Source organism: Shinella sp. 838 (genome assembly GCF_029623935.1).
GTDB lineage: Bacteria > Pseudomonadota > Alphaproteobacteria > Rhizobiales > Rhizobiaceae > Shinella.
In genome coordinates this window covers 374,921-401,333 of record NZ_JARSBQ010000004.1, presented here as the reverse complement: position 1 = coordinate 401,333, position 26,413 = coordinate 374,921, and the positions used below count along the sequence as shown (strand labels likewise).

26 protein-coding genes are annotated in these 26,413 nt (G+C 66.1%); 3 read left to right on the top strand and 23 right to left on the bottom strand.

Going from position 1 to position 26,413, the window contains the following annotated elements; all coding sequences use genetic code 11:
* Positions 1 to 26: 26 nt before the first annotated feature.
* Genes P9A16_RS16410 through P9A16_RS16390 form a run of 5 tightly spaced genes read right to left on the bottom strand, consistent with a single transcriptional unit; the run spans position 27 to position 5,118 of the window.
* Complete coding sequence (locus tag P9A16_RS16410; RefSeq protein ID WP_050744871.1) at positions 27 to 956, bottom strand: phosphatidate cytidylyltransferase; 930 nt, start codon at positions 954 to 956, stop codon at positions 27 to 29.
* Positions 956 to 1,609 carry a lysophospholipid acyltransferase family protein gene (locus tag P9A16_RS16405; protein ID WP_023515033.1) on the bottom strand — a complete coding sequence of 218 codons (654 nt, stop codon included), beginning with the start codon at positions 1,607 to 1,609 and terminating at the stop codon, positions 956 to 958. Before P9A16_RS16405 ends, P9A16_RS16410 begins: the two co-directional genes overlap by 1 nt.
* Positions 1,606 to 2,043: a hypothetical protein gene (locus P9A16_RS16400; protein ID WP_023515034.1), complete on the bottom strand. Its 438-nt coding sequence runs from the start codon at positions 2,041 to 2,043 to the stop codon at positions 1,606 to 1,608. The genes P9A16_RS16405 and P9A16_RS16400 overlap by 4 nt, the downstream gene beginning before the upstream one ends.
* A complete protein-coding gene (locus tag P9A16_RS16395) occupies positions 2,040 to 3,374 on the bottom strand; it encodes a phosphatase PAP2/dual specificity phosphatase family protein (protein ID WP_023515035.1) in 1,335 nt (444 codons plus the stop codon). The genes P9A16_RS16400 and P9A16_RS16395 overlap by 4 nt, the downstream gene beginning before the upstream one ends.
* Positions 3,375 to 3,381: 7 nt before the next feature.
* Positions 3,382 to 5,118: a bifunctional alpha/beta hydrolase/class I SAM-dependent methyltransferase gene (locus P9A16_RS16390; RefSeq protein WP_023515036.1), complete on the bottom strand. Its 1,737-nt coding sequence runs from the start codon at positions 5,116 to 5,118 to the stop codon at positions 3,382 to 3,384.
* Between the two features lie 119 nt (positions 5,119 to 5,237).
* On the opposite strand from P9A16_RS16390, the gene P9A16_RS16385 reads away from it, so the two are divergent.
* A complete protein-coding gene (locus P9A16_RS16385) occupies positions 5,238 to 5,834 on the top strand; it encodes a CDP-alcohol phosphatidyltransferase family protein (protein ID WP_023515037.1) in 597 nt (198 codons plus the stop codon).
* 3 nt (positions 5,835 to 5,837) lie between these two features.
* On the opposite strand, the gene P9A16_RS16380 is transcribed toward P9A16_RS16385, so the two are convergent.
* From P9A16_RS16380 to P9A16_RS16295, 18 genes are all read right to left on the bottom strand, one after another.
* The gene (locus tag P9A16_RS16380; RefSeq protein ID WP_023515038.1) at positions 5,838 to 7,154 is read right to left on the bottom strand and encodes a replication-associated recombination protein A; all 1,317 of its coding nucleotides are present in this window, start codon (positions 7,152 to 7,154) and stop codon (positions 5,838 to 5,840) included.
* Between the two features lie 129 nt (positions 7,155 to 7,283).
* Complete coding sequence (locus P9A16_RS16375) at positions 7,284 to 8,054, bottom strand: ABC transporter ATP-binding protein (protein ID WP_023515039.1); 771 nt, start codon at positions 8,052 to 8,054, stop codon at positions 7,284 to 7,286.
* 8 nt (positions 8,055 to 8,062) lie between these two features.
* On the bottom strand, positions 8,063 to 9,037 hold the full coding sequence (locus tag P9A16_RS16370; protein WP_023515040.1) for an ABC transporter substrate-binding protein: 975 nt from the start codon (positions 9,035 to 9,037) through the stop codon (positions 8,063 to 8,065).
* Positions 9,038 to 9,072: 35 nt separating this feature from the next.
* Complete coding sequence (locus P9A16_RS16365) at positions 9,073 to 9,924, bottom strand: ABC transporter permease (RefSeq protein ID WP_023515041.1); 852 nt, start codon at positions 9,922 to 9,924, stop codon at positions 9,073 to 9,075.
* A gap of 9 nt (positions 9,925 to 9,933) precedes the next feature.
* On the bottom strand, positions 9,934 to 11,286 hold the full coding sequence (locus tag P9A16_RS16360) for an LLM class flavin-dependent oxidoreductase (RefSeq protein WP_037409281.1): 1,353 nt from the start codon (positions 11,284 to 11,286) through the stop codon (positions 9,934 to 9,936).
* A gap of 123 nt (positions 11,287 to 11,409) precedes the next feature.
* On the bottom strand, positions 11,410 to 11,949 hold the full coding sequence (locus P9A16_RS16355) for a flavin reductase family protein (protein ID WP_023513953.1): 540 nt from the start codon (positions 11,947 to 11,949) through the stop codon (positions 11,410 to 11,412).
* 199 nt (positions 11,950 to 12,148) lie between these two features.
* Positions 12,149 to 12,541 carry a RidA family protein gene (locus tag P9A16_RS16350; RefSeq protein WP_023513952.1) on the bottom strand — a complete coding sequence of 131 codons (393 nt, stop codon included), beginning with the start codon at positions 12,539 to 12,541 and terminating at the stop codon, positions 12,149 to 12,151.
* Positions 12,542 to 12,614: 73 nt separating this feature from the next.
* Positions 12,615 to 13,703, bottom strand: a complete 1,089-nt coding sequence (locus P9A16_RS16345) for a D-TA family PLP-dependent enzyme (protein ID WP_278025763.1) — start codon at positions 13,701 to 13,703, stop codon at positions 12,615 to 12,617.
* 108 nt (positions 13,704 to 13,811) lie between these two features.
* Positions 13,812 to 14,561: an SDR family NAD(P)-dependent oxidoreductase gene (locus P9A16_RS16340; protein ID WP_024271429.1), complete on the bottom strand. Its 750-nt coding sequence runs from the start codon at positions 14,559 to 14,561 to the stop codon at positions 13,812 to 13,814.
* Positions 14,562 to 14,571: 10 nt separating this feature from the next.
* Positions 14,572 to 15,345 (bottom strand): SDR family NAD(P)-dependent oxidoreductase, encoded by a 774-nt coding sequence (locus P9A16_RS16335; protein WP_024271430.1) that lies wholly within the window; start codon positions 15,343 to 15,345, stop codon positions 14,572 to 14,574.
* A gap of 107 nt (positions 15,346 to 15,452) precedes the next feature.
* A complete protein-coding gene (locus P9A16_RS16330) occupies positions 15,453 to 16,733 on the bottom strand; it encodes an NAD(P)/FAD-dependent oxidoreductase (RefSeq protein WP_023515915.1) in 1,281 nt (426 codons plus the stop codon).
* 66 nt (positions 16,734 to 16,799) lie between these two features.
* Positions 16,800 to 17,558: an iron ABC transporter ATP-binding protein gene (locus tag P9A16_RS16325; protein WP_023515916.1), complete on the bottom strand. Its 759-nt coding sequence runs from the start codon at positions 17,556 to 17,558 to the stop codon at positions 16,800 to 16,802.
* Positions 17,555 to 18,496 (bottom strand): iron chelate uptake ABC transporter family permease subunit, encoded by a 942-nt coding sequence (locus P9A16_RS16320; protein WP_024271431.1) that lies wholly within the window; start codon positions 18,494 to 18,496, stop codon positions 17,555 to 17,557. Before P9A16_RS16320 ends, P9A16_RS16325 begins: the two co-directional genes overlap by 4 nt.
* Positions 18,489 to 19,466 (bottom strand): ABC transporter permease, encoded by a 978-nt coding sequence (locus P9A16_RS16315; RefSeq protein WP_023514754.1) that lies wholly within the window; start codon positions 19,464 to 19,466, stop codon positions 18,489 to 18,491. Before P9A16_RS16315 ends, P9A16_RS16320 begins: the two co-directional genes overlap by 8 nt.
* Positions 19,463 to 20,365 (bottom strand): siderophore ABC transporter substrate-binding protein, encoded by a 903-nt coding sequence (locus P9A16_RS16310; RefSeq protein ID WP_023514755.1) that lies wholly within the window; start codon positions 20,363 to 20,365, stop codon positions 19,463 to 19,465. The genes P9A16_RS16315 and P9A16_RS16310 overlap by 4 nt, the downstream gene beginning before the upstream one ends.
* A 33-nt stretch (positions 20,366 to 20,398) precedes the next feature.
* A complete protein-coding gene (locus P9A16_RS16305) occupies positions 20,399 to 20,698 on the bottom strand; it encodes a DUF2218 domain-containing protein (RefSeq protein ID WP_023514756.1) in 300 nt (99 codons plus the stop codon).
* A gap of 99 nt (positions 20,699 to 20,797) precedes the next feature.
* Positions 20,798 to 22,405 carry an alpha/beta hydrolase-fold protein gene (locus P9A16_RS16300; RefSeq protein WP_278025762.1) on the bottom strand — a complete coding sequence of 536 codons (1,608 nt, stop codon included), beginning with the start codon at positions 22,403 to 22,405 and terminating at the stop codon, positions 20,798 to 20,800.
* Positions 22,405 to 24,606 carry a TonB-dependent siderophore receptor gene (locus tag P9A16_RS16295; RefSeq protein WP_023514758.1) on the bottom strand — a complete coding sequence of 734 codons (2,202 nt, stop codon included), beginning with the start codon at positions 24,604 to 24,606 and terminating at the stop codon, positions 22,405 to 22,407. The genes P9A16_RS16300 and P9A16_RS16295 overlap by 1 nt, the downstream gene beginning before the upstream one ends.
* A gap of 189 nt (positions 24,607 to 24,795) precedes the next feature.
* On the opposite strand from P9A16_RS16295, the gene P9A16_RS16290 reads away from it, so the two are divergent.
* Positions 24,796 to 25,671 (top strand): helix-turn-helix transcriptional regulator, encoded by an 876-nt coding sequence (locus P9A16_RS16290; protein WP_081870759.1) that lies wholly within the window; start codon positions 24,796 to 24,798, stop codon positions 25,669 to 25,671.
* 229 nt (positions 25,672 to 25,900) lie between these two features.
* Positions 25,901 to 26,413, top strand: a complete 513-nt coding sequence (locus tag P9A16_RS16285) for an RNA polymerase sigma factor (RefSeq protein ID WP_023514760.1) — start codon at positions 25,901 to 25,903, stop codon at positions 26,411 to 26,413.

Here is a 26,413-nt window from a genome sequence, read left to right as displayed (position 1 = left end):
CGCCGCGCCCTTTTGCCGGGATCGTTTCAGGTCCACGCGTACCGGACGATGTGGAAGAAGACCGGCGCGGCGAAGACGAGGCTGTCGGCGCGGTCGAGCATGCCGCCATGGCCCTCGATCATGTGGCCCCAGTCCTTCACCCCGCGGTCGCGCTTGATGGCGGAAGCGACAAGGCCGCCGAAGAAGCCCATGATGCAGGCGAGCGCGGCGAGCGCCCCCGCTTCGAGCGGCGAGAACGGCGTCAGCCAGTAGAGCCCGGCCCCGAGCAGCGAGGCGCTGCCAATGCCGCCGATCAGCCCCTCCCAGGTCTTTGACGGCGAGATGCTCGGCGCGACCTTGTGCCGGCCGAAAAGCTTCCCAAAAATGTACTGCAGCACGTCGCTGCCCTGCACGGTAGCGATGAGGAAGGCGATGAGCAGCAAGCCCCGGCCCTCGTTGCCGGGAATGGGCAGCGTCACCAGCGCGGGCACATGACTGATGCAATAGACCGACAGCATGATGCCCCATTGCTGCTCGCTGACCCGCTCAAGGAAACGGGACGTGTCGCCGCGCAGGGCCGTCAGCGCCGGCATGGCGAGGAAGCAGTAGACGGGGATGAAGATCGAATAGAGCCCGTACCAGTCGATCCAGATCAGGTAATACTGCGTCGGTACGATGATCAGGAACATGCCGAGCAGTGTCCACCGATCGGCATGGCGGGTGTTGGTAAGCGTGACGTATTCGCGTAGCGCCGCGAAGGAAACGAAGGCGAAGAGCAGGATCACGCCGCCCGTGCCGAAGAGGAAGGCGACGCTGATACCCGCGACCATGATCCACCAGGCCTTGATGCGTGCATTGAGGTTTTCGAGCGTCGCCGGCAGCGGCTTTTCACTGCGCCAGGAGAGCACGCCCGCAACGAGGCTCGCAATGACGAGCACGGAGACGAGGCCGAGGAAAAGACGCGTGTCGTCGCTCATCAACGGGTTCCATCCTTTCGGGGCGCAAGGGCGAGAAGCGCTTCGCGGGCGCGATCAAGGAAAACTTTCCGCTCCTCCCCCGCCTGAAGAACCAGCGGGGCGCCGAAGACGACGCGGCAGAGCAGCGGAACCGGCAGGAGCGCGCCCTTCGGCAGGACACGCGACATGTTCTCGATCCAGCAGGGCACCAGTTCGATATCCGGGCGAAGCGCCGCAAGATTGTAGAGGCCCGAGCGGAAGCGCAGCAGCGGCTCCTCCGTCATGTTGCGCGTGCCCTCGGGGAAGAAGATCAGGGATTGCCCCTTGTCCAGGGCGGCGAGCATCACCTGCATCGGGTCGGCGGTGCGTTCCACCCAGTTGCGCTCCACGAGCACCGTGCGCAGCATCTTGCCCGAAATGAAGCGGCGGACCGGGCCGGCATTCCAGTAGTCCGCCCCCGCGACCGCGGCCGTTCGGCGTCGTTCGGCAAAGGGCAGGCAGGTGGAGATCAGGATGAAATCGCCGTGGCTTGCATGATTGGCAAAATAGATGCGCTGCCGGCCATAGGGCGCCGAGCCCGCCCATATCGGCCGAACGCCGGTGACCGCCCGCGAAAGCCCCGCAAGCGCCGCCCCCGACACGCTCTGCAAAAGCGATACGCCGCTCACGCTCATGCCCCGCCTCCCTCCATCCCGTCGAGGAGCAGGACGAAGTAGAGTGCGATGGCGATCAGCAATGCGATCCGCTGCAGCCAGAGGAGCCGCCGGCATCCCTGCAGACGCTCCGGCAGCGTTGCCGAAACGCTTCCCCGGGCGCGAAGCCCCATGCGCGCCAGCACGTCGTCGATGGCAGCAAGCCCTGCCGTTTCCCCGTCATGGGAGGCGGCGAGCCGGAAGAGCGCGGCGTCGAACAGAAGATGCACCGAAAGTGCCAGCGGCACGAGGCAGAAGGCGAGCAGCAGCCCCCAGGCGAGCGGCCCGGTAAAACCGTGGGCGCCGGCCGTCGGCGGCGCCACGGCGAGGATCAGCAAAGCAGTTACCCCGCCGGCAAGGCCGTTGCGCCGAAGGCGCCGGACGGCATCTGCAACAACCGTCTGCCAGTCCGTCATCGCGCCGCCTCCTCGATCGCGGCATAGGTTTCCAGCGCAAGATGCACCGGCCGGCCCTTCGCCCGGATCTGGGCGACCGCCGCCGCTGCCGTGGTGGCAAAGCCGGTCCGCATCAGGATACAGGCAGCGACGAGCGCGCTGCGCTGGAAGCCGAGCGCGCAGCAGACAAGGACCGGCCCATGCCGCCCCGCCTCCTCGACGGCGAGCGCCGCTTCGCGGATCCGGGCGGCGGAGACGGGCAGCAGGTCGAGCGTCGGGAAAGCACGCCAGGAAAGGCCGGGAACGACAAGGCCCGGCCTTTCCGCCGTCATATCCACAACGGCGGCATAGGTGGAAAGTGAGCGTTGCGACGGCCCCCGGCCGAGGAAAACGCCGTCGGCGATCTCGACGGCATCGGGCAGGCGCCGCGTCCACCACCAGACATTCGCCCGCACGCCCAGCCTGTAGGGCATCAGCAGCCAGCGGCTCGCCAGGCTGATGCGGCCATCGGCCCGCTTCTGGAACACATCCGGCCCCGCACCGGCATAGGCGAGCGCGACGAGGGCGAGCGCAAGTGCCGGCCAGAGCAGCAGCAGGCCCGCCCCTGAATCGAACGTCGTCCACACGGCGAGGAACAGGAAGACGAGCGCGCCCGCGGCATAACAGACGGCGAGTCGCCGCGCCTTCGTATCGAGCGTCAGGCGGAACCCTGCCAGCGGCGACGGCCGGCCGGCCGGGAAGAGCCAGAGGGCGAAAAGGCCGAGCAGCGCGCCGGTCGGAATATCGATGCTGTGATGCTGCCAGGTCGTGAGAACGGAGATGCCGATCAGGAAACTCCAGCCATGCCAGATCGCCAGCATCGCTCCGCGCAACCGCAGGCGCCAATGTTCCCAGATGATCACCAGCAGGGCGATATGCAGCGAGGGCGCCTGGTTGAACGGCTTGTCGAAGCCGCCGAGCACGTCGAACAGGAAACCCGGCAGCCCATGCGTTTCCGGCCGCACGAAAATCGCCTGCAGCGGAAAGGCGATGAAGCAAAGGACGGCAACGACCTGCGCCGTGAGATAACGCCGCGCCAGCCGGCCGACCTCCGCCGGGGTCTCGTTGACGAAGAGCGAGAGCGCATAGAAGGCGTTGATCGACCAATAGGGCAGGATCGTCCAGGCGAGGAAGGGGATGTGCTGCTCCCAGCCGAAAGCGAGATTCGGCACATCCGCCCGCTGTGCGGCCAGCCAGTTGGAGAAACCGTAAGTCAGATAGAAGAACGGTGCCAGGAAGGCGAGCCACAGCGCCGCAGCGCGAAAAACCGCGCGGCGATCGACGGCAGCAACAGATGCGACGCCCTCCCCCATGATCGCCTCAGATACGCTCGGCCAGCGAGACGGTGAAGATGCCCCACTTGTCGATGCGCTGCTCGACCTTGCGGAAACCCGCCGCGGCCACCAGCTGATCCATCTCCTGCTGGGTGCGCCGCCGCATGATCCACGCCTCGCCGCCGCGATGCGAGGTCAGCGCCCGGGCGATCATCTCGAGCTGCGGATGCCAGGGCTGGCCGGTATAGAGGAGCAGCGCCCCCGGTTCCATCGCCCGGGCGAGCCCGGCCAGCGAGGCCTCGATCGGGGCATTGTCCGGGAAGAGTTCGTAGAGGCCGGAGACGATCGCGAGCGACGGCTGCGGGGTGATCGCGGCAAGCCCTTCGGTGTCGAAGGCGTCGGCCCTGTGGAATTCCGCCACGTCCCTCAGGTCGCGCTCGGCGATCAGCGCCGCGCCCTTGTCCACGTTGATCGGCGAATAGTCCTGCAGGCGGATGCTCTCCGGCTTGGCTTCGGATCCCGCAACCGCGTCGAGCACGTAGCGCCCGTGGCCGGCGGCGATGTCAAGCACACGCAGCGGCCGTCCCTCGGCCTTCAGGCGTGCCAGCGCCTTGCCGATCAGCTCTTCCAGATGGACCTTGCGCTGGCGGATGCCGCGCCAGCCGATCGCATCGAGGAACTGCCGGTCGATCAGACGGCCGCCGGGGCCGAGACCGCGGGCCTCGTCCTCATAAACATAGTCGAGCGTGGAACCGGAATCGAAGCCGGTGCGCACGCCCGTCTCTATGCCCTTGGAAAAAAGGCTCCCGAGGCGGATCGAGCCCCGCGTCAGTGCCCAGTAGAGCCCGCGCGGGGAGAACAGCGACAAGGGTGTCGCCAGCCGGTCGGCCTCGTCGCGGGTGTAGCCGGAAAGATGCGCACGCCGCAGGTCGGCCACCACGGGCGGTTCGGCGAAACGCTGGAGGAGGAAGGTCCGCACCTTTTCAAGCGCCTTGGCCCGGTCCCGCTCGCCGAGCGTGTCGTGGTAGAAGCCGGGCAGCACATGGCGCTCCTTGATCGTGCTGCCGAGATTTTCGAAGAAGCGGTGCTGCGGCGCATGGCGCACGACGAAATCGCTGCCGGAAACGAGAAGCTGCGTCGGCACCGTGATGGCACGCGCATCGCCGACCACCCGGTCCGCCGCCTCGTAGAGCTCCAGGAGGATGTTGGAGGCGATGGGACGGGTGATCAGCGGATCGGCCTCGAAGGAAGCAATGCGCGCAGGATCGTGCGTCAGGAAGCGGGCCTTGACGTAGGAGTTGACGAAGAACGTGCCCTTGAGCTTCTGCCAGAGCGCGATGCCCTCCCGGGCGAAGGGCACGTAGAGTTTCACGTCGAAGGCGGGCGACGCCAGCACCAGCGCGCGGATATCCGGCGCATAGTCATGCACCCAGGTGGAAGCGAGCACCGCACCGACGCTCTGGGCGACGACGGCGATCTGGTCCATGGCAAAGCCGCCGGTCTCGCGGATGTGGCGGACGAAGCAGTCGAGATCGCGCACCGAATGGGCGAAGGACGGCGAATGGCCGCGCTCGCCGGGGGACCGGCCATGGCCACGCGCATCCCACGCGTAGAAGGCGAAGTCGTCGAGCCCGAGCTCCTCGGCGATATGCGCCACCCGGCCGCTGTGCTCATGGCCGCGGTGCAAAAGCACGATCGCGCCTTTCGCCGTGCCGGAACGGGCGGGCCAGGCACGGTAGAAAAGCTCCACGCCGTCATGGCTCGCAAAGGCGGATTCGATCATGCTGTCATCTCTCCTGTAGAAACCTCAGCACCTATACGGATGAGGACGCATGTTTGCAGTTGATTTCATACGATTTGCATCCTCTTTTGTGGCACGCAATCGAGCGGATTCGAGCTGACATGTCGATCTATAAACTGAAATCGTCCTTCCAGAACCTGCTTCGCCCCCTGGTGGGACGGCTGGCGGCCATGGGCGTCACGGCAAATCAGGTGACACTGATCGCCGCGATCGTCTCAGTGGGGATCGGCGCGCTGCTTCTCGTCAATCCGGTACCCGCCCTTTTCGCGCTCGTTCCGGTCTGGATGCTGTTGCGCATGGGACTCAACGCCATCGACGGCATGCTCGCGCGCGAACACGGCCAGAAGAGCCCGCTCGGCGGCTATCTCAACGAGATCACCGATGTCGTCTCCGACGCCGCGCTGTACGTGCCCTTCGCGCTGGTCGCGCCCTTTTCCCTGCCGTGGTTGACCGCCATCGTCTTTCTCGCCGCGCTGACGGAGTTCGCCGGCGTGCTCGGCGTCGCCCATGGCAACGGACGCAGCTACGAGGGGCCGATGGGCAAGAGCGACCGGGCCGTCCTCTTCGGGGCGCTCGGCGCGCTCGTCGCCGGTTTCGGCACGTTACCCGCCTGGACATGGCATATCCAGCCGATGGCCTGCGTGCTGCTCGCCTGGACGGTCGTCAACCGGGTTCGGGCCGGCCTCACCGCCCCATAGCCGTCAGCGCTTCTCGCCGAAGCGGCGTGGTGTCGGCCGGCCGGTGATCTGGTCCCAGTGCTCGTCGGCGCGCCGTTCGAAAGTTCCTGCCTCGCGGGCGTCGCTCTGGTAGAAGGCGCCGCGCGGCACCTCCGGCGCGTAAACCTGCTCGCTCCAGCCCCGTCCGTCATCATGCGGAAAGGCATAACCGACATGGCCGAGCGCCGCCGCACCCTTGTAGTGCGCGTCACGCAGATGAAGCGGCACCGACGACGGCGCTTCCTTTGCCACATGGGCAAGTGCCAGCGAGATGCCGCGGCAGGCGGAGTTCGATTTCGGCGCCCGGGCGACGTGAAGAGCGGCATGGGCGAGGATAATCTGCGCCTCGGGATAACCGATCTTCTCCACCGCATGCAACGCCGCCACCGCCGTCTGCAGCGCCGTATTGTCGGCAAGGCCGACATCCTCGGAGGCGTGGATCATGATGCGGCGCGCAATGTAGCGCGGGTCCTCGCCGCCGTGGATCAGCCGGGCAAGCCAGTAGAGCGTCGCATCGGGATCGGAACCGCGCATCGACTTCACGAAGGCCGAGACGACGTCGTAATGCGCATCGCCCGACCGGTCGTGGTTGACCGGCGCGGCGGCATAGGCCTCCTCGACCATCGCCTCGGTGATGACGACAGGTATTCGCGGAGCGTGCCCGACGGCAAGGCTTTCGAGCACCGTCAGCGCCCGCCGCGCATCGCCGCCGGACCGGCCGGCGATGCGGCGTAGCTGGGCGGGCTCCAGCTCAACCGCGATGCCGCGCGCCGCAAGATGGCGAAGACCCCGCCGCACCACCTCTTCCATCTCCTCGAGCGTCAGCGGCTCCAGTTTCAAGATGGTCGAACGGGAGATGAGTGCCGGCGTCAGCGTGTGGTAGGGATTGCCGGTCGTTGCGCCGATGAAGTCGGCGACGCCCTCTTCGCAGAGCGCGAGGAGATGGTCCTGCTGCGTCGCGCTGAAACGATGCACCTCGTCCGCAAAGAGCAGGGTCGGCCGCATGCGCGCCTCGTCGGCGATCTTGCGGATGTCGGCCACGTTGTTGTGCGCGGCGTGCAGCGGGCGGAAACTCTTGCCGAGCATGTTGCCGATGGCACGCGCGATCGACGTCTTGCCGAGGCCGGGCGGGCCGTAGAGCACGATGCTGCCGAGCCTTCCGGCGGCGATGCGCCGGCGCAGCATGGTGCCCTCGCCGATGACCTTCTCCTGGCCGATCACGTCGTCCAGCGTCGCCGGGCGCAGCTCCGCGGCAAGCGGCATGACGCCGGAGCGCGGCGCAGCGTCGAAAAGATCGGTCATGGCATCCTCCGGTCTTAAACGGTCCTGTCCAACCCGGCGGCCTGACGCAAAAGCCCGCCTGCCCGGCCGGATGACGTTCGTCTATCGGCCGGAGCAGGCGGGGTCAAAGGCAATCGTGCGCGATGGCGCTCAGTGCAGACCGAAGAGGGTCAGCAGCTCCTCGCGGTGACGGACGAATTCCGGCGCGCTGCGGTCGCGCGGACGCGGCAGGTCGATCTCGATCAGCCGCGGCGCGGCGTTCTTCTCGCGCGGCAGGATGAGGATGCGGTCGGCAAGATAGATCGCCTCCTCCAGGTCGTGTGTCACAAGGATGGTCGTAACGTCCTCATCGCGCCAGATGCGCGTCAGCTCCTGCTGCATGCCGATCTTCGTCATGGCGTCGAGCGCGCCGAGCGGTTCATCCAGCAACAGGATCTCCGGCTGCACGGCAAGCGCCCGGGCGATGCCGACGCGTTGCGCCATGCCGCCGGAAAGCTGGCGCGGATAGGCGTTTTCGAAGGATTGCAGGCCGACGAGCTGGACATAGCGCCGCGCACGGGCCTTCGCTTCCTCGCGGGAGGCCCCGCGCGTATCGAGACCGAAGGCGACGTTTTCGAGCACGGTCAGCCAGGGCAGCAGGCGCGGCTCCTGAAAGATCACGGCGCGTTCCGCGCCGACGCCCGAAACGGCCTTGCCGTCGATCAGCACCTCGCCGCCATCGGCATCCTCCAACCCGGCAAGGATACGCAGCAGCGTCGTCTTGCCGGAGCCGCTGGCACCGACGATGGCAAGGCTTTCCCCGGAGCGTATCTTCAGGTTGATGTTATCGAGGACCGGCAGCGGCCGGCCATCGAGCGTGTAGGATTTCGAGAGGTGACGGATCGTCACCTCTCCGCGGATCGTTGCAGGGGCAAGGCTCATGGGAAACCTCAGTTCGTTGCCGCGTCGGGCGAATAGAGCACGTCCTTGGCCGCGAGCTGGCCTTCCTTCAGCTTGCCTTCGCGGACCAGAACGTCGATCCAGAACTGCACGTCCCGCTCGACCGGAAGGCCGCCCGCACGAACGCCATAGCCGCGGAAATATTGCGCGATATCAGGGTTCTCGCCGCGTTCCTGCAAGGCCTTTGCGAGGATCTTGCGGGTCTCCTCGGGATGCTCGCGGGCATAATCGAGCGCACGGGCCGACTGTTCGACGAAGATTTTTGCCGCCTCGGGATGCGCCTTGACGAAATCACGGCGCAGCACCACGAAGCCGCCGGCGATCTCGCCGAGCACGTCCGTATCGTCGAAGATCGCACGCAGGCCGCCATTCTTGCTGGCCGCACCCTCGAAGGTCGTCTGCCAGTATCCGAACGCCGAGATGTCCACCTGGCCGGAGCGCAGCACCTGCTCGAGCTGCGGGCCGGGCACGACGACCTGGTTGGCTGCATCCGTCGGCAGGCCGACCGAATGCAGCGCCTCGCGGATCGTATAGTCGAGATGGGCGCCCAGCGTGTTGACGGCGATGCTCTTGCCGGCAATGTCCTTGATATCCTTGATCGGGCTGTCTTCCAGCACATAGAAGATCGACTGGACTTCGGCATTGATGCCGTTCGAGGGATAGGCGGCGACGAAATCGTTGCCGCCGATGATCGAGTTCAGAACGGCGGAGGTGGCCGCACTGCCGAGCTCCACATCACCGGAGGCGAGCGCGATCAGCGAGGCCGGGCCGCCGGCGGCATAACCGACATTTTCGATCGTGATGCCGGTTCCCTTGAAATAGCCGAGTTCGGCGGCAAGCTCATGGGCGGAAAGACCGCCCTGGCTGGCGAGGTACCGCAGGTTCACATCCTCGGCGAAGGCCGTGCCGGCAAGGCCCAGGAAGAGGGTGGTGGAGAGGAGAAGTTTTCGCGAGTGGAAGGTCATGGCGGTGTCCTTTGACAAAGAGAAATGCGGAAGGTTCAGGCGTTCGGCTGCGACCAGCGGCAGAGTTTCTTCTGGAGGAGGACCAGCACCGCATTGGCGAGGAGGCCGAGCAGCGCCAGAAGCAGGATGGCGGCGAACATCAGCGGGACCTGGAAATTGTACTGGGCGTTCATCACCTGGAAGCCGATGCCCTTGTTGGCGCCGATCATCTCGGCGGCGATGAGGAGCAGCAGCGCCGTGGTGGCGGAGAGGCGCAGGCCGACAAAGATCGCAGGAACCGAGGCCGGCAGGATGACGCGGCGGAAGATCGTCAAACGCCCTGCGCCATAGGTCCGCGCCATCTCGATCAACTTGCTGTCGACCTCCTTCACGCCGCCGATCGTGGCAAGCAAAATCGGGAAGAGCGTCGCCCAGAAAATGACGAAGACTTTTGACGTTTCACCGAGCCCGAGCAGCAGGATGAAGACGGGATAGAGCGCGAGCGCCGAGGTCTGGCGGAAGAACTGCAGTAGGGGATCAAGCGCCTGCTCGACGATCTTCGCCTGCCCCATGACAAGGCCGAGCGGGATGCCGATCGCGACGGCGGCGACAAAGGCGATACCGGAGCGCTGGAGGCTGATGGCGATATCATCGAGAAGCGCGCCGCTGGCAAGGCTGTCCCAGAGAGCCGAGACGATGATGTGGAGCGGTGGGAAGACGGAGGGATTGACCCAGCCCTGCGTGCTCGAAATCTGCCAGAGCGCCAGGAAGGCCAGAACCAGTCCGTAGCGGGCGAGGAACGACGGCAACAGCGCATTCAACCGTGTCGCAAGACAGGGCGCCGCCGGCGGCCGGTTCGCAAGGCGAAAATCCGCACCGAGTGTGGAGTTCACGTTTTCATAGGACATCGTCGTCTCCTATTCGGCGGCCTGGACGGCGGCGCGTGCGCCGGCCCAGCGGTTGACGGGGAACGGCAGACCGAGGTTTTCACGCAGCGTCGTGCCCTCGTAGGCGGTACGGAACAGGCCACGGCGCTGGAGTTCGGGGATGACCAGATCGACAAAGTCGTCGAGCGCCGTCGGCAGCCAGGGCGGCAGGATGTTGAAACCGTCGGCGGCCTCGTTCTCGAACCATTCCTGCAGCGTATCGACGATCGTCTCTGGCGTACCGACGACGGTGTAATGGCCACGGGCGGAAGCGATCCACTGGTAGAGCTGGCGGATGGTGAAATTGTTCTCGTCGGCGATCTGGCGGATCAGCGCCTGACGGCTCTTCATGCCCTCGGTCGGCGGTGCGGGCGGCAGCGGACCATCGAGGTCGTAACCACGAAGATCGAGCGTGCCGCCGGTGAGCCCGTTGAGGAGGCCGACGCCATCCGCTTCGACGATCAGCGCGGTCAGGCGGTCGTATTTTTCGCGCGCCTCCTCCAGCGTTCGGCCGACAAAGGGCGAGACGCCGGGCATGATGAGGATATGGTCCGGATTGCGGCCAAGGCCGCGGGCGCGCGCCTTGATGTCGCGGTAGAATTCCTGTGCCGTCCCGATGTGCTGGTGGGCGGTGAAGATCACTTCCGCCGTCGCGGCGGCAAGCCCGCGGCCGTCATCCGACTGGCCGGCCTGCACGATGACAGGATGGCCCTGCGGCGAACGGGCGACGTTGAGCGGCCCGCGCACCTGAAAATGTTCGCCGCGATGGTCGCTCTCGTGCAGCTTCTCCGGATCGTAGAAGACGCCACTCTCCTTGTCGCGCAGGAAGGCGTCATCCTCGAAACTGTCCCAGAGCTTCTTGACCACATCGACATGCTCGGCAGCGCGGCGATAGCGCGCGGCATGGGGCAACTGGGTCTCGCGGTTGAAGTTCTGCGCGGTCGGATCACCCGTCGTGGTGACGACGTTCCAGCCGGCACGCCCGCCGGAAATGAGGTCGAGCGAGGCGAATTTGCGGGCCGTGTTGTAGGGCTCCTCGTAGGTCGTCGAGGCGGTGGCGATGAAACCGAGATTTTTCGTGAAGGGCGCAAGCGCCGAAAACAGCGTCACCGGCTCGAAGCCAGCGACGCGGGCATTGCCCCCTTCCCGCGCCCCGCCGAACCCGATGGCAAGGTTGTCCGCCAGGAAATAAGCGTCGAACAGGCCGCGCTCCGCAGTCTGGGCGAGTTGCTTGTGGAACTCGAAGCTGGTGGCGCCGTCCGCCGGCTGGTCCGGGTGCCGCCAGGAGGCGACGTGCTGGCCGCCGCCGGGAAGGAATGCGCCAAGCCTGATCTTGCGTGTCATCATGTTTCCTTTCATCGCATCTGGAGAGGGCCGCGTCGGCCACAGGGGTCCGATCCCGCCCGCGGCGGGGTACGGCAGTACTCGGATGTGGATGTCGGTGCGGCGGGCGCCGCTCAGCAGGCGTCAGGACAGGGCATGATAGCGGCCGTCCTGATAGAGCAGCGAATGGCCGGCGCCGAGGCGGATCGCCAGAACCTTGCCGATGACGATGACGTGGCTGTGCCGTTCGATGGCTTCCTCGATAATGCAGTCGATTGCCGCGACGGCATCGACCAGAAGCGGCGCGCCGCTGACGGCGGTGGTCCAGTCCGCGCCGTGGTAGCGATCGGCGCCACGAAGACCACCACGGCCGGCAAACTGGTTGGCAAGGGCCTCATGGGCGCTGCCGACGATGTTGATGCCGAGGTGGCCGTAGCGTTCGACGATGGGCCAGGTGGACGAGGTGCGGTTGAGGGAGACCAGCATGCGCGCCGGCTCGACGGAGAGCGCGGTCGCCGACGTGACGGTCGCGCCGGTGCGGGTTTCGCCCTCGCCGGCCGTGATGATGCTGACGCCGCCGCCGAGCGTGCGCAGCGCCGCCTTCAGCGTGTCGGCGTCGGCCGGCTGCTTGATCAGTGACGTGCCGTGAAGGTTGAAACGTGTGTTTTCGACATGGGCGTTCATCGTTCCCGCTCCGCTTGAGACCCTTGATGCTGATAGGGATAACAAGCGGAAGCCCGGGATAGCAGGCACGCCATTCCTTATTTCACTATTTTTATAGAAAATATGAATTTCAATTGCGCATCGCCCGTGGATGCACGCGCCGACCGACGAGAGCAGAGCCAGACGCACCGCAAAACCAGGCGATGCGTCCGGCATCGGCTCAGGCGCGCCCGCGCCGCGCCGCCATCGCCGTCACCTCGACGCGCATATCGGGATCAGCGAGCGCGGCGACCCCGACGGCGCAACGCACCGGATAGGGCTTCTTGAAATAGGCGCAATAGACCTCGTTGAAGGCCGGGCGCTCGTTGATGTCGGTGAGGTAGATTGTCAGGTGGATCACGTCGGCAAGGCTGCTTCCGGCCTTTTCCAGCGACGCCTTCAGGCTCTCCAGCGTCGCGATGCTCTGCGTCCTGATATCGCCAGTCTCCAGCGATCCGTCGGCGCGCAGCGGGATATGCGTGGTGACGAGGAGGTTGCCGAGGCCGGCGGTGTCGGAGGAGATCTCCGTCTCGTCGGTATCCTCGATGAAGAAGGGGGCGTCGTTGTCAGCCATGGCGATTCTCCTTGAATGCGTTTGCCGGCCAGCACGAGCGGCTTTGCCGCGCGCCGTCAACCGAAATCCGGCCTCACCAGACCGTGCCGCGTGCGGCGACTGCCTCGACCCGCGTCACGATGCCACCGCGGTGGAAGACCATACGGTCGAACAGGTTGCTGACGACACAGGTGTGGTTCGGCACGATGCGCACCACGCTGCCGATGGCGGGAAACTCTCCCCGGCAATCCTTGAGATCGACCACCGCATGCTCCTCCGAGAGCGAGACGATGCGGGCGCCTTCGTGGCCCTCGATCTCGCCGTAGTCGCTGAAACCGAGCAGGTCCGAGGTCAGCGCCTTGGAACCGGCATCCAGCACCGCACGATCCTCTGCCGGGCGCGAGACGACGGTCGCAAGGATATGCATGGCAAGATCCTGCCGCGTGCAATGGCCGGCGCGCACCATGCTTCGGTCGTTGTAGACATAGGTTCCCGCGCGGTGTTCGGTGGCGGAAGGCACGAGATGGGCCTTCCAGAGGTCCGGCGAACCACCGCTGGAGCGCACCGGGCAATCGAGCCCCCTTGCCGCCAGCAGCGCCATGGTCCCGGCGATGAAAGCCTCCACGGCGCTTGCGCCGCCGGTTGCAGGGTAGGTGAGGATGCCGCCGAAGCGGAGGGCCGGCGCGGCGGCGATGCGGGCCGCCAGTTCCGTTGCCGCCTCCGGTGTCTGCACGCCGCATCGGCGCCCGCCCGTATCGCACTCCACAAGCACGGTCAGCGGACGGGCGGCATCGAAGGCGCGGGCAAGACTGTCCACGGTCGTGGCGCTGTCGGCGACCACGGCAAGACGCGGCACCCGCTCATGCAGCCCGCGCAGGCGCCCGAGCTTCGCCGCACCGAGGATGTTGTAGGTGATCAGGATGTCCTCGAAACCGGCATCGGCGAAAACCTCGGCCTCGCTGATCTTCTGGCAATTGAGACCGACGGCGCCGGCCGCGCGCTGCGCCTCGGCGACGGCGACGATCTTGTGGGTCTTGATATGCGGGCGGAAGGCCTTGCCGTGCCCGTCGAAATAGGCCTGCGCGCGGGCGATGTTGGCGGCCAGCCGGTCCTCATCGATGACGGGCATCGGGGTGAGGACATCGTCGAGCGGCGTGCCGGCAGTGGGCCAGGGATCGGTCATGGGAAGCCTTCCAGTCTTGGCGCCTGCAGCGCCTGTTGGGGTGTGGTCACTATGATGAAAACAGTGGCGGGGCAAAACCGAAATCCCCGCGCCTGCCTCGGTAACATCTCAGGCCTTGCGCTCCTGAAGAATGTTTCCGCCATCGACCACCAGCACGGCACCGTTGATATAGCTCGCCTTGGGTGAGGCAAGGAAGGCGACGGCGGCCGCCACTTCGTCTGGCCGGCCTGCGCGGCCACAGGGTGTCGCCATGGCGGCGCGGCGCTCCTCCTCCGTCGACGCGCCGGTATCGATCCAGCCTGGCGCCACGGCATTGATCGTGACGCCATGCGGGCCGGCTTCGAGCGCCAGTGCATGGGTGAGGCCGACCATGCCGGCCTTGGCGGCGGAATAGGCCGTCTCGCCGGGATTGGCGACATAGGGACCCGTCACCGACGCCACATTGACGATGCGGCCGTAGCCGTCCGCCAGCATGTCCGGCAAATAGAGGCGTGTCGAAAGGAACGTCGTCTTGAGCGTGACGGAGATGCCGCGGTCCCAATCCGCCTCCTCCAGCATCGCAAAGTCGCGCTGCAGTGCCGGCTGCGCGAGGCTGCCCATGCCGGCATTGTTGACGAGCACCGCGGCCGGCCCCGTCGCTTGCCGCAGGCGCTCGACATCGGCCTTGACGGTGAGGTCGCAAATATGGCCCGTTGCGGAGAACCCGTCGCGCCTCAACTCCGCGGCACGGGTGAAAATCCGATCGCTCGTTGCCACGAGGTGGACGGCATAGCCCTCCTCCGCCAGGCTCCGTGCGCAGGCAAGGCCGATGCCGTCCTCGGCCCCTGCTCCGGTGATGATCGCCGTCTTGCGCTGCATCCGTCCCTCCTCAGTAGCCGGCCGTCACGCCGAAATCGATGGAGAGCGCGGCCCCGGTGATGGGCGCGGCATCCGGCTCGCAGAGATAGGCAACCATGCGGGCGATCTCCTCCGGCCGGATGAAGCGGGCGGTTTCCTGCTGGGGATAGTTGGACAGGAGTTTCGCCTTGTAGCCGTCCGGGTCGCCTCCGCCATAGCGTTCCGCCTGGAACTCGATCATCGGCGTTGCGACGTCGCCAGGGCAGACCGCGTTGACGCGGATGCGGCGCGGCGCAAGTTCCAGCGCCAGCGCCTTGGTCAACAGAACCAGCCCGCCCTTCGAGGCACAGTAGATCGACGCGCCGTTGTTGCCGACGAGGCCGGCATCCGAGGCGATGTTGACGATGGAGGCGCCGTTCTCCAGATGCGGAATGGCCGCCTGGATGAGGAAGAACGCTCCCTTGAGATTGACGTCGAGCACGATGTCCCAGTCCTCTTCCGTCATCGTTCCGGCCGCACCCTCGCGCCAGACGCCGGCGGCATTGACGAGGGCGTCGAGGCGCCCGCGCCAGGCGAGCGTCTTCTCCACGGCAGCGGCACAGGAGGCGACCTTGCGCATGTCGAGCGGCACCGCAAGCGCGGCACCGCCCCCGACTTGCACTGCCTCCGCCGCGGCCGTCAGGCGTTCGGATTCAAGGTCTGCGAGAACGACAGCGTAACCGTCGGCGGCAAGCCGCGTGGCAATCGCCGCTCCCATGCCGCCGGCCCCACCGGCTATGAGCGCTACTCGGGTCTGGTCGGTCATGGGTGTCTCTGCTCCGATGCGATATCCTCCCGGAAGAAGAATGGGCGACGGCATCGATAGTCAACACCGCAATTCAGGCAACCCACCGCTCAGTGGCGGCCGTCGTCTCAGGCCGCGCGTTCGCGCCACCAGTCCTGTGCCTGCAGTTTCCAGTAGGTCAGCTGTGCCACCGCCAGCCCTGCAAGGCCGCCGGCCCAGACAAGGCCGAAGGGCGCAAAGAGCCTGTAGCGCTCGCTTTCACCGAGAATGCCCTCCGCAATGACCTTGCCGCCGATCGCCGTCGTGTTGAGGCCGTGGCCGCCGAAGGCGGTGCAATGCCAGACGCCCGGTGCCATGCGTCCGATCTGGGGCATCAGGTGGCGGGCATAGGACATCAGACCCGACCAGGCGAGCTCCGTCCCGAGGCCGGCAAGCTGCGGATAGGTGTCGACCATTTCGGCGCGCAGTTCGCGCACCAGCCCGGCGGTCGAAGCGGCGCGGGTGGTGATACGCCCGCCCCAGAGCAGCCGCCGGCCGCCATCGACGAGGCGGTAATAGTCGCCCGCCCGGCGGTTGTCGCCGATGGCGTCGCGGGTGGCGATTGCCGAGGCGAGAAGGTCGGGCGCCTCCTCGCTGACCATCACATAGGTGGCGATCGGCAGGAAGGCACGCTGGAGCCGCGTATTCAGCGACCCGGTATAACCACCCGTCGCAAAGACGACGTCGCGCGCCGTCACCATGCCGCCCGCCGTCCTCACTCGCTTTTCCGCCTCGTCCAGTTCGCTGCCTGTCGCCGTAGACTGCTCGAAGATGCGACCGCCGAGGCGCTCGATTTCGCGGGCAATGCCGCGCAGATAGTTCAGCGGGTGCATGTGGAAGGCAGCCCCGTGGCGCACCGCCTGATGGTAGCGATCCGATTTCAGTACCGCGCGCACGGCGTCGCGATCCATGTAGGCGATGTCTTCGCCATAGCGCCGGCGCGCCTCCTCCACATCGGCCCTGAGACGCGCGCCGTCATCGTAGCGCAGCACGCTCATCAGGCCGGGCCGGAGATCTGCATCGGAAAGGCCGAGGGTCCGGATGTTGTCGCGGACGAACTCCACGCCCTCCGTCGACAGGCGATACAGGTCGTGCGCCACGGCCGGGCCGGCCATGCGGGCAATATTGTCCTCCCCCGTCGCATAACCGGCGCTGACGAAGCCCCCATTGCGCCCGGAGGCGCCGAAGCCGATGCTTTCCGCTTCCAGCACCACGACGCTCCGCCCCGCCCGCGCGAGCTGGAGAGCCGTCGAAAGACCGGCAAGACCGCCGCCGATGATCACCGCGTCGCACTCGACGGTGCCGGAGAGCGCCGGACGCACCACCTGATCCGTCATGGTGCGGCGATAATAGGTATCCGGATAGACCATGTTGCTCCCCCTCGGCCTGCGACGGGAGGGACTGATGCGCATCCCGTGCCCGTTCGTCAATCAGCCCTAAAGCTGATGCAGCACGAAGGGCTTTCCCTCGATCGTCTCCACCCGCATGCGGAAGCCGAAGACGGTTTCGAGCATTTCCGGCGTCAGGATCTCCGTCGGTGCGCCGTCCGCAACGATACGGCCGCCCTTCATCGCGACGATACGGTCGGCATGGGCGCTCGCCTGGTTGATGTCGTGCAGCACGATGACGACCGTCTTGCCCTTGCCGTCGGCGGCGCTGCGCAGCGAACGCATCAGCTCGCGGGCATAGTACATATCGAGATTGTTCAGCGGCTCGTCGAGCAGGAGGTAGTCCGTACCCTGCGCGAAGGCCATGGCGACCAGCGCGCGCTGGCGCTGGCCGCCGGACAGCGTCTCGATGAAGCGGTCGGCAAGGTCGGCGAGGTCGAACTGGGCAATGGCCGCGTCGATGATGGCGTGGTCGGTCTCGGTAAGGCGTCCACGGCCGTGGGGAAAGCGGCCAAAGCCGACGAGCTCGCGCACCTTGAGGCGGCTTGCCACCGTCGTGTCCTGCCGCAGGATGGCGATGACGCGGGCAAGTTCCCGGCCGGGCGTCGTGTCCACCGGCAGGCCGTCGATGTCGATGGTACCCGTCTGGAGCGCTTGCAGGCGGGCAACGAGCGAAAGAAGCGAGGATTTTCCCGCGCCGTTCGGTCCGATCAGCGCCACGACGCCGCCCTTCGGGATCGTCAGGCTGACATCCGTGAGGATCGGCGTTGTCCGGTGTTTGAAGGAGACGTTTTCGATCCGGATCATTTTCGGCTCCCGAGAACCAGCAGCAGGAGGAAGACAAGCCCGCCGACGAATTCGATGACGACGCCGAGTGCTGTGGCATTGCCGAGCGCGTGCTGGAACAACGTCTGCCCGCCAACAAGCACGGCGATGCCGGCAAGGGCTGCTGCCGGCAGCAGCACGCCGTGACGGCGGGTATCGACGATGCGCTCGGCGAGCGCCGCCACCAGAAGACCGAAGAAGGCGACCGGCCCGACGAGCGCCGTGGAGACGGCGACCAGCGCGGAGACGAGCAGCAGCAGGCCCGTCACGGTGCCCGCCCAGCCGACGCCGAGCCCCGTCGCCGTATCCGGCCCGAGCGAGATGACGTCGAGCACGTGGCGCGCGCGCCAGGCGATGACGGCGGCGACGACCGTGACGATGGCGGCAAAGACCAGGAGGTCGGTACGCACGGCATTGAAGTTGGCAAAGCTCGCCGATTGCACGACGGAGAATTCGTTGGGGTCGATGAGGCGCGCGAGCAGCGAATGCAGACTGCGGAACAGGACGCCGAAGACGACGCCGGCCAGCAGCATCAGCCCCATGTCGAGGCGGCTCTTGAGCATGGGCAGCAGCAGCGCCGAGGCGAGCGCCATCAGCACCAGCACCTCCAGGCCGAATTTCAGCTGCGGATCGAGCGTCACGTAACCGACCCCGCCGAGCAGGAAGACCATCAGCATCTGGCCGAAGAGGTAGAGGGCATCGAGGCCCATGATCGATGGTGTCAGGATGCGGTTGCCTGTGACGGTCTGGAAGATCACGGTGGAAATGGCGATCGCCACGCCCACCTGCACCAGAGCTGCAAGCTTCAGCAGCCGTAGTTCCAGCACGAAGGCGATGTTGCCCTTGAGGCCGATCGCCAGGAACGCGGCGGCGGCGGCAAGGGCTGCCGCGGCAAGAGCGAGAAGACGACGGTCAGGCATGGCCGCCACGCCGGAAGAGCAGCCAGAGGAAGATCGCGCCGCCGACCACGCCCATCACCGTGCCGACCGGGATTTCGTAGGGATAGCGGATGAGGCGCCCGACGATGTCGCAGGCGAGAACCAGTCCCGCTCCACCGGCGGCGACCCAGCCCAGCGTGCCGCGCACATTGTCGCCCATCAGGCGCGAGACGATGTTGGGCACGGCAAGCCCGACGAAGGGGATCATGCCGACGACGGCAACGGCCAGCGCGGTGATGACGGAGACGAGGACGAGGCCGATCTGCATCATGCGGGCATAGTCGATGCCAAGCCCGATGCTCGCCTCCCGCCCGAGTGCCATGATGCTCAGCCGGTCGGCGACCACCCAGGCGATGGCGACCATCACGGCAGCGATCCACAGGAGCTCGTAGCGCCCACGCAGCACGCCGGAAAAGTCCCCGTTGGTCCAGACGGCGAGGAACTGCAGGAGATCAGCCTGCCAGGCTGCATAGGTCGCCGCCGCGCCGATGACCCCGCCATAGACGATGCCGAAGAGCGGCACGAGAAAGGGCTGGGCGGGCGGCAGGCGATGGGCGGTCGCCAGGAAGATCGAGGTACCGAGAAGGGCCGCGCCGCTGGCGACGAGCGTCTTCACCGGCAGCGCGGCGGCGGGAAAGAGCAGCGTGACGAGGAGGATGCCGAGTTCGGCGCTCTGGGCCGTGCCTGCGGTCGCTGGCTCGACGAAACGGTTGCGTACCAGCGTCTGCATGATGAGCCCGGCGATCGCCAGCCCGGCACCACACAGGACCGCGGCAAGCGTGCGCGGCAGGCGGCTGACGAGGAGGAGCTGGAGCGCTTCGGGATCGCTCAGCACCCGGCCGAGCGGCAGCGGACTGACGCCGACGGCAAGGCTCAGCACAAAAAGGACCGCGAGCCCGAGGCCCGCGATCGTTCCGGTCCGCAAGGATGGGTGCAGGGCGCTGGCGCTCATTTCGCGGCGGAAAAGGCCTTCGTGACCATCGCAAGCACGCGTTCGAGCGACTGTACGCCGCCGGCCGCGATGTAGAAGTCCGATGCCGGCAGGTAGACGACCTGGCCCTTCTTCCACGCCGTCGTTTCCGCGACAAGCTCGTTGTCGAGCGTCACCCTCGCGGCCTGCTCGTTGGAGCCGACGGCGGCGGCACGGTCGAGCACCAGCAGCCAGTCGGGGTTCGCCTCGCGGATGAACTCGAAGGACACCGCCTCGCCGTGGGTCGCCGTCTCGATCTCGGCGATTGCCGGCGGCAGGTCGAGCGCCGCATGCACCCAGCCGAAGCGCGAGCCGGGGCCATAGGTGGAGACCTTCGGCCCGTTGGTCATGACGATCAGCGCCTTGCCCTTGCCCGCAACAGCAGCCTTGGCAGCAGCAAGCTTCGTGTCCAGCTCGCCGGCAATCGCCTTTGCCTCAGCCGCCTTGCCGAACAGGGCACCATAGGCCTGAAGGCGCAGCTTGGCCTGCCCGACCAGATCGTCGCCATCGATCGTCATGTCGATCGTCGGCGCGACCTTGGCCACAACATCCGCCTTTGCGGCGGACCGGCTGCCGACGATGATGAGATCGGGACCGAGCGCGCTCAGCGCCTCGAGATCGGGCTCGAAAAGGGTGCCGACCGTGGTTGCACCCGCCTTGATCGGCTCCAGCGCGGGAACATAAAGCTTGTCCGGCACGCCCGCCGGGCGGATGCCGAGACGGTCGAGCGTATCGAGCGCAGCCATGTCATAGACGGCGATGGTCTTCGGCACGCCGTCCACCGCGACCGTTCCCCGTGCCGTCGTCACGTCCATGGCGCTGGCGGGCAGGATGGAAAGGGCAAGCGCGGCGAAAGCTGCGAGCGGGCGGAACTGTTTCATGGTCTACCTGTCATGCTGGATGGATGCGAGCGCTCAGCCGGCCTTGTTCTGCCATTGCCAGTCGAGCGGCTGAAGCTCTTCGCGGAAGGCGAAGCGCGCGAGGTGGGATTCGATCACCGACTGGGTCTGGGCGAGATCCTCGCCGTTTTCCGACCGGGCGGTCATGCGCAGGCCATAGTCATCGGCATCGAGAATGCCGAGGCCGCAAGCGAAGTGACATTCACCGTGGTTTTCCGAAGCAGTGACCTCGATCTTGTGCGCGAAGTGCTTGCACAGCTGAGCCAGGTATTTCCGGCCGTGGGCGGTTTCCAGATAGGCGACGGATTCAAGCATGGCCTTCCCTTTCATTCTTGTCCGGCGGTCGGCTCTCCTGCCGACGCACCGAAAACATAACGTCTTTACTCATGTTTTCTCAACAAGGGAAGCCGGCCGTCAGGGCCGGTCCCCACCGAAAAGCGCGATCAGCCCGTCCGCGATGACGCCCTGCCAGACGAGGTAGTCGTGGCCGCCGGCATAGTCGCGATAGATGACGGAAATGCCCTTGGCCTGCAGGACGTCCCGCAGATGCCGGCTGGTTTCGAGGATACCCGCGGTGCCCTGCGCACCCGTTTCGAAAAGCCCGGCCGAAAGAAAGAAGCGCAACGGCAGCGCCGGGCCTACGGCAATCAGCCCCGCCACATGCTCCCGGCGGTCCTCCGGCGTACCCGGCGGGCTCCACCAGAAGGAGCCGGACATGGCGAGCACGTTGCCGAAGACCTCCGGATGCCGCATGGCGACGGTGGCCGAGGCCAACCCGCCATAGCTGGAACCGGCCAGCACCGTACGCGCGGCCGGAACCGCCAGCCCCGTTTCCTTTGCGACAAGCGGGTGGAGCTCGGTGGCCATGAAATCCGCAAAGGCCAGATTGGCCGGGAGTTCCCGCGCCCGCGCCGCCCGGTCGGGATTGGCGACGAAGACGGCGACCACCGGCGGGACGGCGCCGGCGGCGATCATGTTATCGAGGATACGCGGCACCGGCACGCGGCCGAGATACTGGTCGGCGTCGAAGACGAAGAGCAGAATCGTGTCCTTGTGCGCCGGGTCGAAACCGGGCGGGTAGTAGAACGTGATGTCGCGGTGGTTGCCGAGCAGACGGCTTTCGATCGACAGCGTGTTCAGCCGGCCCTGCGGGTTGCCTTTCTCCGCCAGGAACGGCTGCGGCGGGGCACCGGCCAGTTCCAGCACGGAATCCTGATTATAGGCGTCTTTCGCCTCCGCCGGCCAGCCGTGCCGGTTCAGTGGATCGGCCTTGGCCGTCGAAAGGATAGCGACGCGCCGGTCGCGCGCGGTGCCCGGCACATCAGGCACATCGAAAGCCAGCTGATAGGACAACCGCGTGTCGTCGGGCACCTCGAAGCTCTTGAACCAGATGTCCGAGCCGCCAAGGCGCTGCAACTCCTCGTGATCGCCGCTCGGTGCGCCGAACAGGCGGATGTTGCGCTTTGCACCGCGCCCCAGGAAGGTGACGACCTTGCGCCCGTCCTGCCCGTCCTCGACAAGTGGCGTGCCGCGGTCCGTGACCATCGCCCAGAAGGCCTCCGTCGTTCCACCCATCGCGACCGCGGCGGCGATCCCGGCGATGGCAGGGCTCAGATACGCGGTCGGCGCCGGCCGCTGGTCGGCGACGCCGACCTTGCGCTCGATGCCGAGCACATAGGTGCCCTCGCGGTCAGCCGTGACGACCAGCCGCTCGCCAGAACCTTCGGCAACGAGCTGGAACTCCGCGACGCCCCCCGCCCCTTCCGCGAGGCGGCGCAGGTGCCGGCCCCCGTTGTCGACGAGATCGAGATCGAACACGCCAGCCTCGACGCGAAGCGTCCCCTTGACATAGTCGCCCGCAGCCGCCTCGGGATCGAAGACCTGCCTTGTCCCGGCCGCCACAGCCTTCCCCGTTACCGCCGCGCCGACCGCGAGCGGCACGGCGTGTGTCGTTTCCGCGGCGAGCAGCAGTGTCACCGAGAGGATCAGGGCCACGACGCCCGATCCTACTATCCTGCGCATCACCATTCCTTCTTCAGCGTCGCGACGATGCTGCGGCCTTCGCCATAGAAGCAGGCATAGGCGCTGGCGCAAGAGGCGACATAACGCTCGTCGCCGATGTTCTTGACGTTGAGCTGGAGCGAGAGCCCCTTCAGGTCCGGGCTCTTCGCGCCGAAATCGTAGGAAGCCATGGCGTCGAACAGCGTGACGGCGCCGACCTTGAACGAATTGCCGCCATCACCCCAGCTCGTGCCGATGTAGCGCAGCCCCCCGCCGACGGTCAGCCCCTCCAGTGCACCCTCATCGGCCGTGTAGGTCGCCCAGAGCGAGGCCTGGTGCTGCGGAATGCGCGGCGGCATCTTGCCGACTTCGCTGGTGTTGACGGATTCCTTGACGATCGAGTCGATGTAGCTGTAGCCGGCGATCAGCGAGAGGTTGTTCGTCACCTCCGCCCGGGCGGAAAGCTCGATGCCGCGGTTGTGGATCTTGCCGACCTGCGAATAGACCGTCTGGCCGAGGTCCGGGTCCCAGGTACCGGCCACCACGTCCTTCTGCCTGAGATCGTAATAGGCGGCCGTCAGCAGCAGGCCGGAGCCTTCCGGCGCATATTTGACGCCGACTTCGAATTGCTCGGCCGTCGTGGGCGAGAAGGCCGACGCCCCGGCAGGCGGCATGTAGAGCGCCGGCTCGAAGGAGGTCGCATAGCTGACATAGGGCGAGAGGCCGTTATCGAAGACGTAGAGCGCGCCGGCCCGCCAGGTGAAGGCACCGTCCTCATAGGACTGGTCGTTGGTGCCCAGCCGGTCGTCGATCTCGGTCTTGGCGCGGTCGTAGCGGATGCCGGCGAGGAGGTTGAGCGCGCCGATCTCCACCTGGTCCTGCAGGTAGACGCCGGCCTGACGGGCCGTCAGGTCCTGAAGATCAGTGGTTGCGAGCACCAGCGACGAGAAGTCGAAATCACCGTAGCGCGGATCGGCAAGGTCGATGCTCGGCCCTGCGGCACGGCCCCACTTGTAGTCGCGGGTGCGATACTGGAAATCCACACCGCCGAGCAGCGTGTGTTCTGCCGCCCCCGTCGAGAATGTCGCCTCGAGCTGGTTATCGACGGTGAACTGGTTCCAGGTGTCCGTGCCGCCGCTCGCCGAGCGGCTGACGATCGTGTTGTTGCCGGTCACCGGATCGGGGCCGGCACTGCCATAGACCAGCGTGTGGTGCAGCCAGTCGACATGGTGGTAGCGCGCATTCTGGCGGAAGGTGAGATTGTCGTTGAACTCGTGCTTGAATTCGTAGCCGATCCAGGCCTGCTTGCGTTCCGAGCGCTCGAAATCCGGATCGGACACGAAGAAATCGCGCGGCACGAAGCCGAAACCCGGGATCGGCGTGACGGTGCCGGCAGCATCGAGAAAGTTGCGATAGCCGGCATCCGGTTCGTTCTGGTAGCCGCCAAGGATCGTCAGCGACGTACCCTCGTCCGGCGACCAGGTGAAGGATGGCGCGATGGCGAAGGAGCGGTTCGCGGCGTAATCTTCCTGCAGGTCGCGCCCAAGCCCCTTCGCGGCGACGCGGTAACCGAAAGCATCGTCGAAGGTATCGGAGATATCGAAGCCGGCGGAAAGATACTTGTCCGTGCCGACCGAAAGCTCCACCGCGCGCAGCGGCGTATCGGTCGGCTTCTTGCTGACCATGTTGACGATACCGCCGGGATTGGCCTGCCCGTACAGGACGGAAGCAGGCCCCGAGATCAGTTCCACCCGCTCCAGAAGATAGGGATCGATCTTCGCATAGGAGAGGTCGCCGCCAAGAAAGAGACCGTCGAGATATTTCGGCACATAGTAGAAACCGCGCACGAAAAGCTCGTCGCGCAGGTTGGAGGCACCGCGGTAGTCGGTCAGCACGCCCGGCGTATAACGCAGCGCCTCGGCGACAGACTGGGCGCTCTGGTCCTCGATCTGCTCCTTGGAAACGACGCTGACGGTCTGCGGCGTTTTGGAAACGGGCGTGTCCGTCTTGGTACCGGCGAGGCTCTTCTTGGCGACGTAGCCGTCAACCGGTCCATCGCCCCGCTCGCCGGCGCCGCCCTCCACAACGACCGCTTCCAGCGCGGTGCTGCCCTGGCCGGTCCCTTGATCCTGCGCGACGGCTGCGTTCAGTGCCAGGGCGCTGGCCGCGGCAAGCAGCATGATACGACGGTGTCCGATCGACGGCGAAAGAGTGCCCCACATTTCCTGAATCCACATACGACAAGGCCGGCATGGCGGCCGGCAATTAAACTTGATTAACGAAGTCAACTATGCCAGTAGCTTGGATCGGCTGTCGACCGCAAAGACTTTCGCGGAGGCCGCAGAAAACTTTGCGGAAGCGGCAGCCGAGGTCAGCTCGCGCGGAAAAAGGCGATGCAAGAGGGCGGCGTCTTGAACATCAGGATCAAACCGGAAGTTCCCCAACACCTGTTCGTCGGCGCCATGGATGGCCCGGCGAGCTGCACGCCGGACGACAATCTCTATGACGTCTGGCCGAAATTCCTCATCATGGTGCTTCTGCAAGGCCAGCAGCATTTCGTGATGGACGGGGAGCACTTCCGCATCGATGCCGGCGATGCGGCAACCCCGGAACCGACCGTCTTCATGCTGAATGTCGGGCGGGACTGCAAGCTGCAGTTCGTTAATGAAAGCACGACGCCGCTGCGCAAGGTCATGATCTCCGCGCCCCTGCCCTGGATCGACCGGCTGATGCGCTCGCAGCCGACGAGCATGCCGAAGCTGCGCGCCTTCTTCGCCCGGCACCTCGCCGAATTCAGCTTTGCCCCGAACCGTCACCTCATCCAGATCGCCGAACACATCCTCAAACCGCCAGGCACCATGGCGGGCGAACTCCTGACACTCTACCGCAACTCGCACGCCTTCGACATCATGTGCCAGGCCTGCACGGTTCTGGTCGAGGCCGACGCGGCCGCGCCGCACCAGCCGACGGCCTTGAGCCGCCGGCAGAGCGAGAAGGTGCGCGACTACATCCTCGCCCATGTTTGCGAGGACCTGACGCTCGACCGCATCGCGCGCGAAGTCGGCATCAGCACATCCTCCATCCAGCGCCATTTCAAGGAGCATTTCGGCACGACCGTTTCAGACTTCATCCGGCAGGAGCGGCTGGAGACGGCACGCGCCGCGCTGGAGCGGGACGGCATTCCGATCTCGCAGGCCGCCTACCTCGCCGGCTATCGCAACCCATCGAGCTTCACCACCGCCTTCAAGAAGGCCTATGGCGTGACGCCGAAGCATCGGCGGGCATGACGGGCGGCCACGCTCCCGAGACAAACTTGACCTTATAAATCAAGTTAAGATATGTCTCATGGACACACGGCTGCCGCCTGAGGCGCGGCGATTCTGAAGGATTGGCAATGGCGGCGACGTGCGGCGATGCCGGAAAACGAGCGAGAAAGGTTCTGGCGCGCGGCTTGACGTGCCGGGTCGGACTCCTGCCGACGGCCTCCCGCTGGACCCGCCTCGAAAAGGCTGTGCCGTGAAGGAAGGAGATGCCACCTCACTGCTCTACGCCGCCCACCGCCCTGCCCTCGTGCGTTATGCGACGCGGATCCTCGGCTCACGCGAGGCGGCGGAGGATATCGTGCAGGACGCCTTCCTGCGCTTCTCTCCGGCTAACACCTATGGCGCTTCCGCCAGCCAGACACTCGCCTATCTCTATCGCATCGTGCGCAATCTCTGCCTCGATCTCATCAAGCGGCGCAAGATCGAGATGAGGGAACAGGACAGCGAGCCGCCGTTCTGGTCCATGCCACGCGCCGTCGAGACGCCGGAGGAGACCGTGCTCGTCTCCGACGAGGTGCGGGCCATCACCGGGATTCTTGACCGGTTTCCGCTGGATGTCCGCGTTGCACTCGAAATGCACCGCTTCGGCGGCTACACGCTGGAGGAGGTCGCCGCCCATCTCGGGATCTCTGTCGCCACTGCTCATCGCCATGTCCGCGCCGCGCTGGTGGAGATCGCGCTTCGGCTCGGCAATGACGCCCCGTGA

Excerpts from the sequence above, each read along its gene's own strand:
- P9A16_RS16410 (WP_050744871.1), bottom strand. The coding sequence starts at position 956 with ATGAGCGACGACACGCGTCTTTTCCTCGGCCTCGTCTCCGTGCTCGTC.
- P9A16_RS16405 (WP_023515033.1), bottom strand. The coding sequence starts at position 1,609 with ATGAGCGTGAGCGGCGTATCGCTTTTGCAGAGCGTGTCGGGGGCGGCG.
- P9A16_RS16400 (WP_023515034.1), bottom strand. The coding sequence starts at position 2,043 with ATGACGGACTGGCAGACGGTTGTTGCAGATGCCGTCCGGCGCCTTCGG.
- P9A16_RS16395 (WP_023515035.1), bottom strand. The coding sequence starts at position 3,374 with ATGGGGGAGGGCGTCGCATCTGTTGCTGCCGTCGATCGCCGCGCGGTT.
- P9A16_RS16390 (WP_023515036.1), bottom strand. The coding sequence starts at position 5,118 with ATGATCGAATCCGCCTTTGCGAGCCATGACGGCGTGGAGCTTTTCTAC.
- P9A16_RS16385 (WP_023515037.1), top strand. The coding sequence starts at position 5,238 with ATGTCGATCTATAAACTGAAATCGTCCTTCCAGAACCTGCTTCGCCCC.
- P9A16_RS16380 (WP_023515038.1), bottom strand. The coding sequence starts at position 7,154 with ATGACCGATCTTTTCGACGCTGCGCCGCGCTCCGGCGTCATGCCGCTT.
- P9A16_RS16375 (WP_023515039.1), bottom strand. The coding sequence starts at position 8,054 with ATGAGCCTTGCCCCTGCAACGATCCGCGGAGAGGTGACGATCCGTCAC.
- P9A16_RS16370 (WP_023515040.1), bottom strand. The coding sequence starts at position 9,037 with ATGACCTTCCACTCGCGAAAACTTCTCCTCTCCACCACCCTCTTCCTG.
- P9A16_RS16365 (WP_023515041.1), bottom strand. The coding sequence starts at position 9,924 with ATGTCCTATGAAAACGTGAACTCCACACTCGGTGCGGATTTTCGCCTT.
- P9A16_RS16360 (WP_037409281.1), bottom strand. The coding sequence starts at position 11,286 with ATGACACGCAAGATCAGGCTTGGCGCATTCCTTCCCGGCGGCGGCCAG.
- P9A16_RS16355 (WP_023513953.1), bottom strand. The coding sequence starts at position 11,949 with ATGAACGCCCATGTCGAAAACACACGTTTCAACCTTCACGGCACGTCA.
- P9A16_RS16350 (WP_023513952.1), bottom strand. The coding sequence starts at position 12,541 with ATGGCTGACAACGACGCCCCCTTCTTCATCGAGGATACCGACGAGACG.
- P9A16_RS16345 (WP_278025763.1), bottom strand. The coding sequence starts at position 13,703 with ATGACCGATCCCTGGCCCACTGCCGGCACGCCGCTCGACGATGTCCTC.
- P9A16_RS16340 (WP_024271429.1), bottom strand. The coding sequence starts at position 14,561 with ATGCAGCGCAAGACGGCGATCATCACCGGAGCAGGGGCCGAGGACGGC.
- P9A16_RS16335 (WP_024271430.1), bottom strand. The coding sequence starts at position 15,345 with ATGACCGACCAGACCCGAGTAGCGCTCATAGCCGGTGGGGCCGGCGGC.
- P9A16_RS16330 (WP_023515915.1), bottom strand. The coding sequence starts at position 16,733 with ATGGTCTATCCGGATACCTATTATCGCCGCACCATGACGGATCAGGTG.
- P9A16_RS16325 (WP_023515916.1), bottom strand. The coding sequence starts at position 17,558 with ATGATCCGGATCGAAAACGTCTCCTTCAAACACCGGACAACGCCGATC.
- P9A16_RS16320 (WP_024271431.1), bottom strand. The coding sequence starts at position 18,496 with ATGCCTGACCGTCGTCTTCTCGCTCTTGCCGCGGCAGCCCTTGCCGCC.
- P9A16_RS16315 (WP_023514754.1), bottom strand. The coding sequence starts at position 19,466 with ATGAGCGCCAGCGCCCTGCACCCATCCTTGCGGACCGGAACGATCGCG.
- P9A16_RS16310 (WP_023514755.1), bottom strand. The coding sequence starts at position 20,365 with ATGAAACAGTTCCGCCCGCTCGCAGCTTTCGCCGCGCTTGCCCTTTCC.
- P9A16_RS16305 (WP_023514756.1), bottom strand. The coding sequence starts at position 20,698 with ATGCTTGAATCCGTCGCCTATCTGGAAACCGCCCACGGCCGGAAATAC.
- P9A16_RS16300 (WP_278025762.1), bottom strand. The coding sequence starts at position 22,405 with ATGCGCAGGATAGTAGGATCGGGCGTCGTGGCCCTGATCCTCTCGGTG.
- P9A16_RS16295 (WP_023514758.1), bottom strand. The coding sequence starts at position 24,606 with ATGTGGGGCACTCTTTCGCCGTCGATCGGACACCGTCGTATCATGCTG.